This is a genomic window from Paenibacillus oralis, from assembly GCF_003863965.1.
In the GTDB taxonomy this organism is placed as follows: Bacteria; Bacillota; Bacilli; order Paenibacillales; family Paenibacillaceae; genus Fontibacillus; species Fontibacillus oralis.
Genome location: NZ_RRCN01000001.1, coordinates 2578581 through 2594759, shown reverse-complemented (window position 1 = coordinate 2594759; position 16179 = coordinate 2578581). Strand labels below are relative to the sequence as shown.

Annotated in this window: 11 protein-coding genes and 1 pseudogene; 5 read left to right on the top strand and 7 right to left on the bottom strand. The window is 55.7% G+C overall.

Annotation, left to right across the window (positions count from 1 at the left end; all coding sequences use genetic code 11):
* Nucleotides 1-86: 86 nt before the first annotated feature.
* Nucleotides 87-509, bottom strand: a complete 423-nt coding sequence (locus tag EHV15_RS11930; protein ID WP_128631392.1) for a VOC family protein — start codon at nt 507-509, stop codon at nt 87-89.
* Nucleotides 510-661: 152 nt separating this feature from the next.
* Between EHV15_RS11930 and EHV15_RS11925 the strand changes: the two genes are divergently transcribed.
* A complete protein-coding gene (locus EHV15_RS11925) occupies nt 662-1618 on the top strand; it encodes a helix-turn-helix transcriptional regulator (protein WP_128631391.1) in 957 nt (318 codons plus the stop codon).
* 617 nt (nt 1619-2235) lie between these two features.
* Here the strand turns inward: EHV15_RS11925 and EHV15_RS11920 are convergent.
* Nucleotides 2236-3138, bottom strand: coding sequence for a transposase (locus EHV15_RS11920; RefSeq protein ID WP_128631390.1), 903 nt, complete (start codon nt 3136-3138; stop codon nt 2236-2238).
* A 659-nt stretch (nt 3139-3797) separates the two neighbouring features.
* On the bottom strand, nt 3798-4658 hold the full coding sequence (locus EHV15_RS11915; RefSeq protein ID WP_128631389.1) for a helix-turn-helix domain-containing protein: 861 nt from the start codon (nt 4656-4658) through the stop codon (nt 3798-3800).
* Nucleotides 4659-4788: 130 nt separating this feature from the next.
* Between EHV15_RS11915 and EHV15_RS11910 the strand changes: the two genes are divergently transcribed.
* From EHV15_RS11910 to EHV15_RS11900, 3 genes are read left to right on the top strand one after another with little or no spacing between them, the layout of a single operon-like run.
* Nucleotides 4789-5847: a Gfo/Idh/MocA family protein gene (locus EHV15_RS11910; protein ID WP_128631388.1), complete on the top strand. Its 1059-nt coding sequence runs from the start codon at nt 4789-4791 to the stop codon at nt 5845-5847.
* A 14-nt stretch (nt 5848-5861) separates the two neighbouring features.
* Complete coding sequence (locus EHV15_RS11905; protein WP_128631387.1) at nt 5862-6755, top strand: sugar phosphate isomerase/epimerase family protein; 894 nt, start codon at nt 5862-5864, stop codon at nt 6753-6755.
* Complete coding sequence (locus EHV15_RS11900) at nt 6752-7609, top strand: sugar phosphate isomerase/epimerase family protein (RefSeq protein ID WP_128631386.1); 858 nt, start codon at nt 6752-6754, stop codon at nt 7607-7609. The genes EHV15_RS11905 and EHV15_RS11900 overlap by 4 nt, the downstream gene beginning before the upstream one ends.
* Nucleotides 7610-8044: 435 nt before the next feature.
* Here EHV15_RS11900 and EHV15_RS11895 read toward each other — a convergent pair whose 3' ends face one another.
* Entirely contained in the window at nt 8045-9676 is a 1632-nt protein-coding gene (locus EHV15_RS11895; protein WP_128631385.1) for an alkaline phosphatase, read from the bottom strand.
* 243 nt (nt 9677-9919) lie between these two features.
* On the opposite strand from EHV15_RS11895, the gene EHV15_RS11890 reads away from it, so the two are divergent.
* Nucleotides 9920-10414 carry a hypothetical protein gene (locus EHV15_RS11890; RefSeq protein ID WP_128631384.1) on the top strand — a complete coding sequence of 165 codons (495 nt, stop codon included), beginning with the start codon at nt 9920-9922 and terminating at the stop codon, nt 10412-10414.
* A gap of 88 nt (nt 10415-10502) precedes the next feature.
* On the opposite strand, the pseudogene EHV15_RS11885 reads toward EHV15_RS11890, so the two are convergent.
* The 3 genes and pseudogenes from EHV15_RS11885 to EHV15_RS11875 all read right to left on the bottom strand — a co-directional run bounded on the left by EHV15_RS11885 (nt 10503) and on the right by EHV15_RS11875 (nt 16176).
* A pseudogene (locus tag EHV15_RS11885) lies at nt 10503-13234 on the bottom strand (alpha-mannosidase).
* A gap of 262 nt (nt 13235-13496) precedes the next feature.
* Entirely contained in the window at nt 13497-14495 is a 999-nt protein-coding gene (locus tag EHV15_RS11880; protein ID WP_128631383.1) for a glycoside hydrolase family 130 protein, read from the bottom strand.
* 361 nt (nt 14496-14856) lie between these two features.
* The gene (locus tag EHV15_RS11875; protein WP_128631382.1) at nt 14857-16176 is read right to left on the bottom strand and encodes a glycoside hydrolase family 125 protein; all 1320 of its coding nucleotides are present in this window, start codon (nt 16174-16176) and stop codon (nt 14857-14859) included.
* Nucleotides 16177-16179: the final 3 nt, after the last annotated feature.

Genomic DNA, 16179 nt, shown 5'->3' with positions numbered 1-16179 from the left:
AATCATAACACAAGAAGCGGCCCTGCTCGCTTTGTATACGAACGGGCCGCTCCCTTCGGCAATCCGGTTATGGGCATAATCGCCCTTTAAGCCGGACGTGTGGTGAACAAGTGGAAGGTCACTCCGAACTTATCAGTGACGACGGCGTAAGCCGGGCTGAAATAAATGGACTGCAGCGGCATATCGACGCGCCCGCCCTCTTTTAAGGCTTCATAAAGCTTCCGCGTATGATCCGCCGTGCTTGACGTCAGGCACACCGTAACCTGGCTGCCCGGTTGATGCGGCTCACCCGGAAAAATATCGCATACATAAAGCTCCGTTTCCCCCAGCTTCAGTATGGAATGCGCTATGCGCTTTTTAACTTCGTCGGTCATTGGGTTTTGAGGTTCGGGCATTTCGCCGAAGGTTTGCTTAAATGCCACCTTGGCCTCCAACGCCTGCTCATAAAAAGCAATCGCTTCTTCAGCTTTTCCATTCAGGGCAATCAGGGGGGTTGTCAACAGAATCATGTAAACACACTCCTTAGGGATTTAATGGGTCGGAATCCGGGAAGCGAAAGAGGCGATCTCCGTTTCCGCTTGATTCGATCTTTATTGTAGCCCATAATAGTGACAAGTTTTGTCATAAATAAAAAATTAAAAAAGAAACAGTGGAGGTCCCTATGTCCAAATCGAAACGTCTGATGGAATTGATGATGACCGTCAATCGCAAGCGAAAATTCACCGTCAAGGAATTGGCCGGGGAATTTGGCGTTTCTCCGCGCACGATCCTCAGGGATCTTCAGGAGTTAAGCGAACTGGGCGTGCCGCTGTATTCCGAGGTCGGACCGCATGGCGGCTACCAGGTGCTGAACGAAAGGGTGCTGCCCCCGATCGCTTTTACCGAAGATGAGGCGGTGTCCATCTTTTTCGCCAGCCACGCCTTGCGCCACTACCACTTTCTCCCGTTTGAAACGGAAGCATCTTCCGCGCTCAGCAAGTTTTATCATTATATGTCCGGGGATGTCCGGGACCGCATCGATCAGATGAAAAACCGGGTCGATTTCGTAACGCCCGAAAGGCAGTCGGCTTTCCCTTATTTGGCGGTTCTGCTGGACGGCGCCATCCGGCAAAAAGTCATTCGCATCGGCTACGCTTCGCGATCCGGCGCAACGACCACCCGGCATATTCAGCCGCTCGGGATATACGCCAGCCGCGGTTTATGGTACTGCCCGGCGTATTGCTTCGAGCGCGAAGATTTCCGCTTGTTCCGCTGCGACCGTATCGGCTCGGCCGTTATCGAGGAAGCGGACTCCGCGCCAAAACCGCTCGATCTGCGGCATGTCCATCTCAGCAATTGGGAATCGTTCATCGATAGAAAGCCCATCTACGTGAATTGCACCATCGAGCTAACCCCGCTGGGGATCGAGGCCTGCGAGGGCGAGATGCTCCGCCACTTTCGTCTTGAACTTCGCGAGGATGGTTCGGGCCTGCTGTGGGGGCAAATTCCCCCGGGGGAAATTCCGTTCCTGGCCGATTTTTTCATCGGCTTGGGGCGGGAAGCGACCGTCACCGAGCCGCCGGAGCTGATTTCGGCGATCAAGCACAAATTGACCGAGCTGCTGGACAAATACAGCTGAGCGCAAAGCGGTGCGAATCGCTGAACCACCACGCTGGGCGATGCTGAACCATCCGAACTCAAGCTTGAAATAATAACTCAACTTTCAACTGAAAGTTTTCAAAGAATTAAGATAGGCGGCCTGCAAAATAGAAAAACACTGCTTCGTTTGGTAAAGCGAGAGTGGCTCAACCTTATAATCCTTGCTTGCCAGTCATGCCGAAAACCGATCGTTGCAAGAAACGCGGAAGGGCGTTGGAAGCTTGAAGACAGGGAAGTGGGATGGGGGACGGCGGCAGATCAACACTCGCTGTACGGAGACTTTGCACGATTATCCCGCTTGATCAGGGGAGCAGAGAAACAGACAAGCTCGGGAGAAGAAAATATTTGGTGGAGAAGCAGATAGGTTCGAGATAATTTAAACGGGCTTAGGAGAAGGAATCAGGTTTAGGGGAGGTGAAACAGGCCGAACAAGAAATCAAGACAAGAGATCAAGGACAAGACGCGAGGGAAACGAAAAGACCGTGATTTTGCTGTAGCCTGAACCTTCCATTTGCAGCAACGCCCGGACTGTTTATGTTAACCCCTACCCATTAAGTTGATCTGCGTCAAACTTCCCCCGCCGTTCCAGCGTCTCGATCAAGCCGCAGCCGCAAGGGGCTGGTTCGGTTGGCGCGCGATCAGCCGGCGGTAAGGGATCGCCGGAATCGCCACACACATGCGCAGCAACTTCTGCCGCATCGTTTCTTCCGCTCCGGGCCGGCGCAGCGAGCGGCGTACGGTGTACTCGTTTAGGTACGCCTGCAGATGCTTCAGTCCCAAGGCTACATACGTACTCTTCAGCGATTCCCACGCCTCTCTCACCACTTTCCGCAAGGGCGTATACAGCCGAAAGGCCAGAGGGAACAACTGTACCGCCGATGTACGGACATCCACATGCCCGTTGATGAACGCGGTTAGATCGTGACGGTTTGCCCTTTGTCCGTCTCCTCTCTTATACGGTACTAGGCGGATTTTGACCTGCTCCGGCTCGCCCGACTCCGTGACCGTGCATCCCGCTACGACCGCCGAGGCATACGGATGCGAAAACTGACACCGGGACGGATTACGCCCATATACATCGCTGTTCACCTTCACATCTCCGCAGAGCAACTCTCGGGCATCGAACTCTCCCACGGCATGGCGTATTTTGTGCAGCATCAACCAGGCGGTTTTGTAGGTGACCCGGATCACCTTGCTCAGCCGCATCGCCGAGATGCCGCCCTCAAGCAGGAACAACTCCAGCGCTTTGAACCACTTGGGCAGGGGCAGATGCGTTCCTTCAAAAATCGTACCGACCAAAGCCGACGTTTGATGCTTGCACTTTCCGCACTCGAACAAGGGGATATGCCGGGAAGTCAGACGACTGCACCGGGTGTGAGCGCAACGCGGGCAGACAAAGCCGTTCGGCCACTTCATCGCGATCAGCGCCTCCATGCAGGCTTGCTCGCTGTTATAACGGCTGGTGAATAGTTGAAGTTCCGTTCCCGCATTGACCTCCATGTTCGCTCGCCCCCGAATCAATAATGCACGAACGTGCGTTCGATTTATTTTATTATACCAAACATATGTTCCCTCATCAAGCCAAAAATCTCATCTGAACCGCCTCATTTTTTTCTCATCTCTTTATCTTCTCTCTTTTTTTGGAACCCTTGCCTAGCCCCCCCCTGCTCCCTGAACGGAAGGGATAATCGTGCAAAGGCTGCAGGCAAGGACACCAAGACACCAAGACACGAACCTTTAGATAGCCCCTCACCTGGCGTCGATTTGTGACACTGCTCAAAACGGCTACGGTGCAAAAGTAGGTGCGCTGGCCTCGGTGGAACATGACGCCCTCTTCATCGTTGACGCCTCCATGCTTCCATGTTTGAGTGGAATCGCAGCAAAGCGGTCGAGTTGCTTGCCTGATTTAGAGTCATGCCACCGTCACATTTTACAAGGGATCTCCTATACTCTTGATCAACGAAGCAGTCCAAAAAGCCGGGAAGACACGGTCCGCCTCTGATTCAGCGTCAACTCCGGCAACGGATTGCTGCTTTACCCAGCTAAATCAAGACTTGTCTGCCGATTTTTTGCTGCGAAAGTTGAGCATTAAGTACAAAAAATGCACTAGCGTTGCATAAAGTTCCGCTATTTTTGTGAGGTGGGTTTAGACTAAATTTTCACTGCCCGCCCCTGCTCCGGTAGCCGCTGGGGGAGTACCCGGTAATTCTTTTGAACACCCGGGAAAAATAAAACATATCATTGTAGCCGAGCGCTTCCCCGATTTCCTTAATGCTCATTTCCGTATTGAGCAAAATGTTTTTCGCTTCGGCCACCTTTAGCCGGTGGATAAATTCACCTAGCGGATACCCCGTGTACTCGTGAACGATTCTGCGCAGCGTCGATACGGAAATATGATGCCTGGCCGCAAGCTCCCCCGGCTCCCGGCGGGCGTACAGCGACCCGGAGATGTCTTCGATCACCTTAAGCACAAACCGTCCCCGATTGCCCGTCTCGGCCAGATCGGCCTGGGCTGCCAGCTCGTACAGGAAAGCTTCAAGCAGCAGCGAGGCGCGGTCCAGATTGCTCGGAACACCGCTCTCCATGAGCATGAACATCATCTCCATCCGGTTTACGGCCGAATCGTCGATCGCCGCCTTTTGGACCTCCCCCGGATGCTGCAGCCAGCTGCCCAACCATTCCCCAACCCGTTCCCCCTCGACAGTAAAATAATACTCGTCCCAATACCCGCCCTCATGAGGACCATAATTAAACTCAGCGCCGGGGAACAAGCAAAACCAGGAGCCTGCGGAAACCTCCTGCTTCTCTCCGCCGTCAACCTGGTAGTAACCTCCGCCGCCGGTAATCACCACAAAAGCCCAATAGCTGAACTTCGCCTGGACGCGCTGCATCGTTCTGCCGGGCAAGTGGCCGGCGTTGACCACCGTCAGCGAGCGGATTTTCCGCTTGCTGGCGTCGACGGCCGGATTGAACACACGAATCGGATGCGGGCTGATCATATAATCCAGATATTTTGTCATCCTGCACATTCTCCCTTTAGAATTCCTGTGCTAAATTATTGGTGTCTGAACAAATAAAACAAACTCGTGGCGAATTTTGCTTCATTGTAGCAAATTCGCGCCGATGACGAAAGGGAGCTAAGTGCGGAATATGAGCGAACTCAAAATCGGACTGATCGGCGCCGGATCGATCTCGGAATCCCATCTGCTGGCCTATCAGGCCAACCCGAAAGCCACGCTGCGGGCCATCTGCGACCTCAACGAAAGCAGAGCCCGGGCCATGGCGCGGAAGTACAACATTCCTCATGTGCACACCGACTATCGCGACCTGCTCGCAAACTCCGATGTGCAGGCGGTCAGCATCTGCACCTGGAACAACAGCCACGCCGAAATCAGCATCGCCGCCCTCGAAGCGGGCATAAACGTCCTTTGCGAGAAGCCGCTCTGCATTACCGTAGACGAAGCGCTCCAGGTACAGGAAGCGGTGAAGCGGACCGGCAAGCTGCTGCAGGTCGGTTACGTGCGGCGTTATGCTTCGAACATCGCCGTGCTCCAAAAATTCATCGCTGCCGGGGAGCTCGGGGAGATTTATTTTGCCAAAGCGAGCCTGGTCCGGCGCCTCGGCAATCCCGGCGGCTGGTTTGCCGACAAATCCCGCTCCGGAGGCGGCCCGCTGATCGATATCGGCGTGCACGTCATCGACCTATGCTGGTATTTGATGGGCCGGCCGAAGGTGAAATCGGTCAGCGGCAACACCTATTACAAGCTGGGCAACCGCTCCAACATCGAGAATTACGCGTTTTACCAGGCGGCGGACTACGACGCATCCCTGAACACGGTGGAGGACATGGCCAATGCGCTGATCCGTTTCGAAAACGGGGCCTCCCTGATGGTGGACGTCAGCTTTTCGCTTCATGCCAAGCAGAACTCCGCCCTGGTCAACATTTACGGGGAAAAAGGCGGCGCCGAAATCGAACCGGAGCTGTCGATCGTTGCGGAACGCCATAATACGATCATCAATATCGACCCGCAAATCAGCACGCCCGCTTTCGATTTTCAGGGAAGCTTCCAGAACGAGATCAACCACTTTGTGGACAGTTGTCTGGACGGCATGCCGCCGATCAGCCCGGTGGAGGACGGTGTGGAAATCATCAAAATATTAAACGCGATTTACCAATCGGCCGAGGAAGGCCGAGAAATCCGGTTTTAGGAGGCCGTTAGCATATGAAGCTGAACAATAAGATCGGCATCATCGTCGACAGCTTGGGCCTGGGCGTTACGGAAGGCCTGAAAAAAGCGAAGGAACTCGGAGCCGAAGGCGTGCAAATCTACGCCGTATCCGGCGAAATGGACCCGGCCGCGCTGCCCCCGGCCAGACGTAAAGAGCTGCGGAGCTATATCGAAGGGCTGGGCCTGGAAATATCGGCGCTCTGCGGCGATCTGGGCGGTCACGGATTTCAGGACGCCGCCGCCAATCCGGCCAAAATCGAAAAGTCGAAGCGCATTCTCGATCTGGCCGTCGAGCTCGGCACGAACATCGTGACGACCCATATCGGCATCGTGCCGGAGGACCCAAGCAGTCCGATCTACGCCGCCATGCAGCAGGCCTGCGAGGAGCTTGGCGTGTACGCCAAAAGCTTGAACGCCTATTTCGCAATCGAGACGGGGCCGGAGCCGGCCGCACATTTGAAAAGCTTCCTGGACACGCTGAGCACGAACGGCGTTTCCGTCAATTTTGACCCGGCCAACATGGTGATGGTGACGGGCGACGATCCGGTGCAGGGCGTCAAGACGCTGCAGGACTATATCGTGCATACGCATGTGAAGGACGGAGTGCGCCATCGCCCGGTCGATCCCCGGGACGTATACGGCTATCTCGGCTACGAGGCGATGGATCATGAAAAGATCGCCGACATGGCTTCCTCCGGCGGCGCCGGATTTGAGGAGGTTCCGCTCGGTGAAGGCCGGGTGGATTTTCCGGCTTATTTTGCCGCCCTGCAGGAAATCGGCTACACCGGCTATCTGACGATCGAGCGGGAAGTCGGCGACAAGCCGGAGGAAGATATCCGCAAAGCGGTCGGCTTCATCCGGTCTTTCCGGGAGCGAGGTAAAATATGAAACTCGGAATAAGCTCTTATAGTCTTTTTCAAGCCATGCAGGCGGACGAAATGACCATTCTGGAGGCGATCGATTGGATCGCCGGCATCGGCGGCGAGCATATCGAAATCGTGCCGCTGGGCTTCGATTTGAACCACCCCCCCGAGCTGACCGGGCAAATTCGCGAGCGGGCCGCCAAGGCCGGAATCGCCATTTCCAACTACGCCATCGGCGCCAATTTCATTACGGACACGGCGGAAGCTTACGAGGCGGAGATCCGCCGGGTCATGCGGGAAGTGGACATTGCCCATGCCCTCGGCGCCAAGCTGATGCGCCACGACGTTGCTTCCCGGCAGGATACCTCGATCGTGCGCTTTCAGGAGGATCTCCCGCGCATCGCCGAGGCCTGCCGGCGCATCGCCGATTATGCCGCGCAGTACGGCATTACGACCAGCCTGGAAAACCACGGCTATTACGTTCAGGCCAGCGACCGGGTACAGGCGGTGATCCACGCGGTCAACCGGCCGAATTACAAGACGACGCTGGACGTCGGGAACTTTGTGTGCGTGGACGAACATCCCGTAATCGCGGTGAAGAAAAACATCGGCTACGCGTCGATGGTGCACGTCAAAGACTTCTACATCCGTCCGGCGGACCGCAACCCCGGAGAAGGCTGGTTCCGCAGCGCGGGCGGCCAGTATTTGCGCGGCGCGATCGCCGGCCAGGGCGACCTCGACCTGTGGGAGATTCTCCGCATCGTAAAACGCTCCGCCTATGACGGCTTCCTGTCCATCGAATACGAAGGCATGGAGGACTGCCGCAAAGGAACAAAAATCGCTTTCGAGAACGTACGGCGGATTTGGGAGGAAGTGTAGGCCGGCGGTATAAACTACATTGGAAACGTGCTTTTATAGGGGCGGGGTATACTAAAGTATACCTCGTTTTTTGCGTGGCACAGCAGCATCCCGCCAACTGAATCCTCCATTCTCAGCGCAATTGGAAAAATCCAGTAGAATACCCTAAAATCGTCCGTTTTGCGCCATTCGAGCCTTTTCTATTGGAATTATCCAATCAAGCGCTGTGCTTTTCGACTGGTTTCCAACTCAATTGGATATTTCCAATCAGAATGTGTAGATCATCAATTGGGGAGTGAGCGGACTGCAGCCTCGAAGAAGGCTCCGCAGCGCGGGCGGACGCCGCTCCAACACATAAAAAGGACGGCCATCAGTCGGTTTTACGACTTGACGGTGCCGCCCTCCCTTTTTACGCAATGTAATTTTCAGGTGAAAAATCGGGTAATGCCGTAGTTATTACGGAATTAGGTCAAGCGCCTGCTGCGGTACAAAAGCTTCAACCCCGTTGTACACGACCACGCCTTCCAGTTGCGTCTTTTTGCCGTTCAGGATGGCGATACTTTGGTGCAGCGGCAGTTCCAGCTTGTCGCTGCCTTTGGTGACGACGATCTTGCCGTTTTTGTCATCGAGCTTGTAGGTCGCACCCTTGGCCGTGAAGGCCGGCTTGGCTTTTACAAACAATTTGTCCGCCGCTGCGTTCAAATCAAGCCCCATCACGCGTGCCATGTACTTGGCCACGTCGGTGTTGTCGATCACGCCCGTCGGACGGTCGCCGTTCGGCGCATAGGTGTACAGAACCACATCGCCGCCCGTATGTCCGCCGGTCGTCCAGCCGATCCCCGACCGCTTGCTGATCATCGGACCAACCGTATAATTCAGGCTGCCCGCTTCGGCCTCTTTAATGGCTTTAACTTCCTCCGCCGTCAGGTCAGTAATGCCGAAATACTGGGCCATCACTTCTTTGATGTTGGTCCGCTTCGCGTTCAGCTTGGCTTCCAGCCCTTCGCCGGTCAGCTTCGCTTTTTTGAGCGGGCCGATGAACGTGGACAACGGCTCCTTGTCATAGCTTCCGGTCGTCGACGCGTTGCCGATCGTCAGCCCGCCGTTGCCGTGGTCGGTTACAGCCACGAGCGCGGTCTGCCCGTCGCTTTTGGCAAAATCAAGCGCAACCTTGACCGCCTCGTCAAAAGCCAGCACATCGCTAATGACCCCGATCGGATCGTTGGCATGAGCAGCCCAGTCGACTTTACTGCCTTCAACCATCAAGAAGAAACCGTCCTCGTCTTTGGACAGCACTTCAATCGCTTTGGCGGTCATCTCGGCCAGGCTCGGCTCCTTGGACGGATCGCGGTCCATGTCATAGGCCATCCCGGCGGGCGCAAAAGCTCCCCATATCTTGTTTGATTTCGATGCCTTCAGCGCGGCCGGAGTCGTTACATAATCGTAACCGAGCGCTTTGATGGATGCGACCAGGTTGGCCCCGTCTTTGCGGCCTTTAGCGTCCAAATATTTGGCGCCCCCGCCCAACACGACATCCATCCCGTTATATACTTGCTGCATGCTGAGCGCGTCATAATTTTTGCGGTCCGGATAATGGGCGGAAAAGTCCGCCGGAGTGGCGTGCATAATTTCGGAAGTAGCGATAATCCCCGTCGCTTTGCCCGACAGCTTGGCCGCTTCGAGCACCGAAGCGACCGGCTTCTTCTCGTCGCCCGCCTGGATCTTGGCTTGCCCCGGCATCGTCGCTTTGTCCGGCAGCACTCCAACATAGCCCGTATGCGATTTATGCCCTGTCGCAAAAGCGGTCCCCGCCGGAGCCGAATCCGCGATCGCCGCGTCGGCCGAATGGGTGCGTACGAGACCGCTCGCCATTTGATCCAGCGTCAGGCTGCTGCCTTTATACCATCTGGACAACGCCGTAGCGTCATTCGCCATTCCGTCCGGAATGAGAATAATTACATTTTTGATAGCTGCATCCGCTGCCTCCGCCCCCTCCGCTGCTACACCGCTTCCACCCGCCGAGGCCGTCAAAACGAGCGCCGAGGCGATCAGCAAACTTGCCATCCTTTTCAAACCATGTCCAAGCATAAACCATCCTCCATCCCAAGAAATTCGTAGATTTTACTTTTTTCAGTATAGAGGACGCACATTAACAATATGTAAATTCATTTTCATATTTTTGTAAAAGTGCAACTACCTGCCCGGGCTGATCGTGGAAACGTTAATAAAATAGTCAATGTTTTTAATACAATTGTATTAATTACTCGCCTCTCATAGACGATAAATAGGATGTCAGCACCACAACGATTAGGCGGAAAGGGGGTGAAATCGATGAATATACTTACGCCGGGAGTGATCAGCGGATTGATAGGAGCTTCCAACTATATGCATGCGTCCAATGCGCCTATGGCGGTTTACAACAAGGAAGCGGCGAAAATTAATCCCGATACGGAAAAAATGGGAAGAGCTTTAGGCGTTGCCGGCAACGCTCTCAACTCTGCCAGAAGTGAAAGCGATAATGCGGCGGAGGAATTGGAGAAGGCGAAAGAACAAGCAACAAAAACAGAACAAGCCGAGCAGGAAGCAAAACTGCAAAAGGATATGGAAGCAAAAATAAAGGCGCAGCGAGAGGTTGCAAACCAACCTGCCGACACGGTAGAGATTAGCAATGAGGCGCGGCTTGTATCCGGTAACAACGACCCTGCAAGTGTGCAACAAAATACGGGTTCCGACACCATTGAACCCAAAATTTACACATCCGACGGTACGGCCTTCACGGTATCCGCAGACATAAATATATCGCCGGTAATTTCGGTAAGGGTATAGCTTGGAGAAAAAAAGGGCTACGTCCCCGCTTGACTGGCGGGGCAGTAGCCCATATTATTTGTCCGCTAAAAGTCTTCGTCCGGCAGCGTTAGCGCCGAATCCCGATCGTGACGATTTCGCAAGGTCCGGTCATCAGGGACAGACAGCCGACGGCGTCTTTAGCCAGCGGGTTCCCCTCCTCCTCCAGAATCGTCGTTTTATAAAAATACTCGTGGTCGAAATCCACGCAGAACGTCAGCTCGCCCGGCTGCCGGCTCATATTGTACCAACGGAGCAGCAGGTCGCCGGTTTCCGCGTTCATTTTCAACGAAGAAAAAGCCAACTCCTTGCTTTCCCATCGGAACGGCGCAGAGCTTGGAGCGAGCGTGCCTTCATGCATCCCGGTTTGGCACACGGTCCAAGGCACCTGGAACTGGTATGCCTCGGCAAATGCGCCGGAAGCGATGCCGTCTCCACTGTGCGGAATCAGCTCCATCCGAGCCGTATGCGTGCCAAGACACTGGGCTTCCGGCGTCGGGAACAACCCCCAGTCGCCAAGCTCGCCGACACAGCGCAGCAAAGTAACAGCGATTGTGTTGCGGCCGCCCTGCAGCACTTCGTATTCGTTCAGGCCGAGATTAGCGACCGTCAAACCGGCCTTCTCCCCGCTTACGTCCACAAACGCTTGCTGATGCTGCGTGTTGCTCGGGTTCTCCCACTCCGGCGCCGGAACATTGCTGCGCTCCGCGATTTCGAACATCGAATCGGCGCGGTGTACGGAAGCTTCCAGATCGGTCGGGAACAGCGCCCGAATGCGGTGGTCTTTCGCCGTGTTGTCGATCGTCGTTTCAAGCTGCACGCCTTTGCCGCCGGCTTCAAGCGAAATGACCGTGCGCAGCTTCAGCGTCGTCAGCTCGCTGCTGCGCTGTGCCTTGCGCTGCGGATAGTACACCAGCTCGCGCATCTCCTCGTCCAGCTTGTCGTCGGCGGAAGCCGGAATTTCCCATTCAAGCATACTTCCACCGCAGCGCGGTACGGCGTATCTTCCAAAATGCGGATTTGTGCCGCAAGTCCTTTGGTGGTCAGCGCTTTTTCGCCTTCCGGCTGCTTGTACATATATTCATTGCCGATATCGCCGGTATCCTCATAGATGCCGAGGTCGCGGTAAATTTGGCCGGTTGCTTTATCGGTCAGCGCAAACGATCCATCGCCGGCGATCTCCACTTTCAGGCCGGCGTTTTCCATGACCAGGCCGCCGGTGAACAGCGAGGCCGGTGCTGCCGCGGTGGCCGTTTGGCGGCGCACCCAGGCGTACGCGCGATGCCCCAGCGCCGGCACCTGCTCGGCCTGGAACGTCAGCTTCACCCGGCGGCACATGTACGGCTGCCGGAACTTGTCGTCCGGCAGGTCGTAGCCAAACAGCAGGCCGAGGTCTTCCACCGTGCAAGGCACGGCGTTCCCCGCCTCATCCACCAGCTCGCGGCCGGACAGGTCCACCGCCTTCATGCGGCGGGCGGTTTCCTCCAGGCCGAGCCCCTCGCGCAAATACAGGCGGGCGGCGTCCAGCTCCACGGTCACCGTGCCGGTGCGGTTCCAGCCGGTCGTGTTCATGACGACCAGCGGCAGCGGATCTTCGCCGTACCCGGCGAAGACCGAGGTGTTCACCGCGTCGGCGATGACCCGCTTGCTGTCGTCGATAATCGCCTCGGCGACGTGGCGGCTCTTGGCGAAGCGGGTGACCATCTCGCGGTGCACCTCGTCCACGCTGCAGCCGCAGATGCTGTCATGCGGATGGTTTTGCATCAGCGTTTTCCAGGCGTAGGTGAACAGATGGTGCGGGTAGTCTTGCCCGAGCATGTTCGCCACCGAAGCGAGCGGCTCGGCGACTTTTTCCAGCAGGGCCTGGCCTTCCTGGTTCATCTGCTTCAAATACACGCGAGCGGAAGCGGTGTTGACCAACGTGCCCCAGCCGTCGGTGCGCTGGCTGCGCAGCTCGCCTTTGACGGTGGACAGCTCGCGGCAGCCCAGCGCCCCCTCCAGCGCCTTCAGGTAGTCCGGCAGGTTCGAATGCACGAACTTCGTGTCCGGGTACAGCTGCTCGGCCGTGCGAATCGCCTCCGGCAGATCGAGCTGCAGCGGCTGGTGGTCGCAGCCGTTCATGAACAGCAGCTCGCCTGTGGCCGCGTATTTTTCCGCGTCCGCCAGCTTGCGGTCCCAGAACGCTTTCGCTTCCGCTTCGTGGGCCGGCACCTCATTGCCGTTGGAGTACCAGTTGGCGAACAAAATGCCAAGCACTTTCGAGCCGTCCGGCCCTTCCCAGATCAGCTCCGAGAAGGAGGACTCATACCCGCCGTCGGAGACGGTGTTGTTGAAGCCGGTCGGCTTCACGCCGCGGCCGAAAAAGGCGTTGTCGATGCCCGATTGCCGCATCAACTGCGGCGTTTGGCCGACGAGCCCGAACGTGTCGGGGAAATAGCCGATTTTTGCCGGCGCGCCGTATTGTTTCGCGTCCTGATGGCCGATCTGCATGTTGCGGATATTCGCTTCCCCGCTCGTCAGAAAAGCGTCCTGCAAAATGTACCACGGCCCGATCAGGATGCGCCCTTTGCGGATATACTTCTCCAGCCGCTCCTTGTTTTCGGGGCGGACCTGCAGGTAATCCTCCAGAATAATCGTTTGCCCGTCGAGGTAAAAGCTTTTGAACGCCGTATCGCCGTCCAGTTTGTCCAGCAGCGCGTCCACCAGCTGAACGAGGCGAACGTGGTGCTTCTCGTAAGGCAGATACCATTCCCGGTCCCAGTGCGTATGGGAAATGATATGCGCTGTTCTTTTCTTCTTCATTCCGTTACCCCCTCATTAAAATAGCGGAACATTATGGTCTTATTTTCGAATTTGAGCTTGATTTATCACCATTAGCGGAATTTTTTGTTCTTATTTTCCAACGAACGGCTTAAAATGCGGCCATAACCCTGCGATTCGAAAAATAGCGACCTAAAATTCCTCTATTCCACTCATAGTGGGTGATACCGCCGAAATAGCGACATTTTTTTCCCTTATTTGTTCAACAGACTAATATTTGCAGTTATTCGCCGGTTCGGTACGTTCAAGCTTCCGTTTCTAAAGGATATTCTTCCATGTAACTCAGCAGTTCGTCCACGGTTGTGAACGCCAGGCCGGTCACTGTGTCGGCGCAGCCGTAGTAAATGGCGATCCGGCCGGTTTCGGCGTCGGTCAAAGCCGCGCACGGGAAAGTGACGTTCGGCACGTCGCCCACGCATTCGTACAGCGTTTCCGGGCCGAGGATGTAGTTGCGCGAGCGCGCTTTAACGATCCAGGGCTTGTCGATGTCCAGCAGGGCGCAGCCCATGCGGTAAACGAATCCGTTGCACGTATTGATAACGCCGTGATAAATGAGCAGCCAGCCTTTGTCGGTTTCGATCGGAACCGGCCCGGGGCCGATTTTTTTGGATTGCCATGCGGAGGCGTCGCCGTTAATCGTGCCCATTACATAACGGTGTTTGCCCCAGAACGTGAGGTCCGGGCTTTCGCTGTAAAAAATATCGCCGAACGGCGTGTGGCCGGTATCGCTCGGGCGGCTGAGCATCGCGTAGCGTTCGCCGATCTTGCGCGGGAACAATACGCCGTTGCGGTTATACGGCAAAAAGGCGTTTTCCAGCTGATGGAACGTTTTGAAGTCGGTCGTATAGGCGATGCCGATCGTCGGGCCGTGGTAGCCGTTGCACCAGGTGATGTAATAGCGGTCGCCGATTTTGCAAACGCGCGGATCGTAGCGGTATTCCCGCTTGGTCACTTCCTCGTCCCCTTCGAACTGGATCGGATCGTGGTTGATTTTCCAGTTGACCCCGTCGTCGCTGAATCCGGCAAAAATGTCCATGCTCACCGAACGGGAATCGCAGCGGAACACGCCGGCAAATCCGCCTTCAAAAGGCACGACCGCCGAATTGAACACGCTGTTGGAGTTCGGGATCGCGTGGCGTTCGATAATCGGGTTTTGCGAGTAACGCCAAACCGGGGCGTTCAGGCCGGCCGGTTTGTCCTGCCAAGGGATATTTTTCAGGGCTTCGCCAACAATTTTGCTCATCGTCGTCATGTCTCCTTCTTGTATAAAAGGTTATTTATCAGATATTAACTTTTGCTCAGATTTCCTTAAAAGCTTAGGCTTTCGAATCGATACTGTCGCCCGCCGGAAATCTAACGGTTGTAGCAGCGGCTATTTTCCAAAAAAAGCCCTTTTCAAAATTGTAACGGTTGTGAGCGCCGTTATTGGCCTGAATCTAAGCAAAAATAGCCTAGTTTAAGTGAAATAAGCGCCATGGCAACCGTTACAATTTGAAATCAACGTTTTTGGAACAAATAGCGCTTGTGGCAACCGTTAGAATATTGGTGTGGCTTTTGATGCAGCCTTTCGATACGCCCCAACGCCACGCCCTACTGACACGCCCCTACAAAATGCCTTCCTGCATCGCCCGGTACACGAGCTGCGAAAACAGGCTGTTCGACCAGGCGAACCATTTGCGCGTGAACGTGTTCGGATCATCGGCGTGGAAGCCTTCATGCATGTAGCCCGTGTCAGCGTCGGTCGCTTCCAGCATCGCGATCATCTCCAGCTTTTCTTCCTTCGTCCGCGCCGTCAGGCCCTGCATCGACAAGGCCATATGCCAGATGTAATCCATCGGCGTATGCGGGCTGCCGATGCCTTTTGCCGCTTTGCCTTCGAAGTAAAACGGGTTTTCCTTGCTCAGGGCAAAACGCCGCGTATTTTGATACACCGGATCGTCCGCGCCGGCATAACCGAGATACGGAATGGACATCAAACCCGGCGTGCCGGCGTCGTCCATCAGGCAGTAATTGCCGAAGCCGTCGGTTTCGTACGCGTAAATCGGGCCCAATTCGGGGTGCCGGTAGATGCCGTACAGCTTAATCCCGTGATCGACCTCGAATTCCAGCTCCTTGAGCTCAGCCAGGAAATCCAAGTCACGGAACACCCATTCGGCGAATTCCTGCATCTGGCGCAGCGCAACGACGGCGAACATGTTGCCCGGGATGTTGTAATGGAAATCGCAGGCGTCATCGCTTGAGCGGAAGCCCGACCAGATCATCCCGGTGTAATTCACCGGCATGCCCAGACCGCCGTTGCGCAAGGAATCGGTAGGAATACCGTTGTTGCGGGTGAACCGGTACGGCGACTGCTCAAAGTGGCGCTGCTCGGTTTTGAACAGCTCGTAGATTTTCCGCATCGCCGCTTTGAAGCCGGCATCGAAAATGTCGGTCAACTCGGTTTCTTTCCAGTACGCATAGGCGAGCCGGACGACGAAACAGAGGGAGTCGATTTCGAATTTCCGCTCCCACACCCAAGGCGACATCTCCGTTTCGTCCGCCGTGTTCCAGTGCCAATCGTTCGCCGATTCATTAAAAGCGTTGGCGTACGGGTCGATCTGGACGTATTGGATATGGCGCTTGATCAATCCGCCGATGATGCGCTGCAGCTCGGGATCGTGTTTGGCCAGCGGCACGTAGTGGATGACCTGTTCCACCGAATCGCGCAGCCAGGAGGCCGGGATGTCCCCGGTGATGACGAAGGTCGTGCCGTCGTCCATCAGCTTGGTCGTCGTTTCCAGGGTGTTCGGGAAGCAATTTTTGAACAGCTGCAAAAGCTTTGGACGATGCCCGAGCTTCACCTCGGCTTCGGCCAGCACATCCTGAACGGCCTGCGGAAGCGCAAGCTTCGGCATCGGGATTTTCGGGAGTCTAAATTGTTCCATGAG